Here is a 1,060-nt window from a genome sequence, read left to right as displayed (position 1 = left end):
CAGCGCCAGGCCCTCGGCCGAGAGCGCGCCCTCCGCGGTGTCGAGCCAAGCGAGGGTCAGGGCGCTGCCGCGGGCCCGGCCGGCGCGGCGGGCAGCGAGCGGGCCGGCGCGGAACAGGGCCTCCGCCGCCTCCGGCGGAAGGGCGGCCTCCAGCGTCAGCGGGGCCGATGCCTCCCGCTCCGGCCTCTCCCCGGCGTCGGCGACGGTCTCGCTCAGGCCGTCGCCTCCGTCTGGTCGCCGGCCTCCGGCGCCGGCAGGTCGGAGGGCGTGAGGAAGCGCAGCAGCCGCCCGCCGCCTGGCTCCAGCAGGCGCCACGGCAGGGCGACGGCGAATTCGGTGAGCGCCGCGGTGGGGTAGGAGGCCGCGAGGCGCTCGGCCATGGGCCCGCCGCCGGCCATCGCGGCCGGGCCGGCCAGCGCCAGGGCAAGCTCGTGCAGGCCGGGGTTGTGCCCGATCAGCAGCACGCTGCGCGCGGTCTCCCGCACGCCCTTCAGCACGTCCAGCAGGGACTGCCAGGGGGCGAGGTAAAGCGCGTCCATCGGCTCCACCAGCGGCGAGCCCTCGATCGGCGACAGCGCCTCCAGCGTCTGCAGCGTGCGGCGGGCGGAGGAGACGAGGACCACGTCGGGCGCCAGGCCGAGCTCCCGCATGGCATCGGCCATGGCGGCCGCGTTGCGGCGGCCGCGCGCGTTCAGCGGGCGCGCATGGTCGGGCAGGCGCGGATCGTCCCAGGAGGACTTGGCGTGCCGCAGCAGCAGCAACTGTCGCATGGCTTCGGGCAGCTAAGCACGCCGGAGCGCGCCTGTCTGCCTCGCCCGATCGGCACGACGGGGAGGGTTATCGGCTCGCCGGACCGTCCCATCTGGGGGCGACCAAGACGGAACGGACGACGATGGCGGGACGCGTGCTGGTGTTCGGGGCGACGGGCGGGATCGGCGGCGCGCTGGCGCGGCGGCTGGCCGCGCGCGGCGCCGAGCCCTTCCTTGTGGCACGCGACGAGGCGCGGCTGCGCGCCCTGGGCGCGGAACTGGGCGCGCCCTGGCAGGCGGCGGACGTGCTC

2 protein-coding genes are annotated in these 1,060 nt (G+C 77.4%); one reads left to right on the top strand and one right to left on the bottom strand.

Features of this window, described 5'->3' with window-relative positions:
• Window positions 1–212: 212 nt before the first annotated feature.
• The gene (locus tag OZN99_RS32275; protein ID WP_270939272.1) at window positions 213–770 is read right to left on the bottom strand and encodes a SixA phosphatase family protein; all 558 of its coding nucleotides are present in this window, start codon (window positions 768–770) and stop codon (window positions 213–215) included.
• Between the two features lie 122 nt (window positions 771–892).
• Here OZN99_RS32275 and OZN99_RS32270 point away from each other — a divergent pair.
• Window positions 893–1,060: SDR family NAD(P)-dependent oxidoreductase (locus OZN99_RS32270; RefSeq protein WP_270939273.1), on the top strand; the 168-nt coding region annotated here is incomplete at its 3' end.

The sequence above is a fragment of the Falsiroseomonas oryzae genome (genome assembly GCF_027856955.1).
Lineage (GTDB): Bacteria > Pseudomonadota > Alphaproteobacteria > Acetobacterales > Acetobacteraceae > Falsiroseomonas > Falsiroseomonas oryzae.
This window is presented reverse-complemented; position numbering and strand designations above follow the sequence as displayed.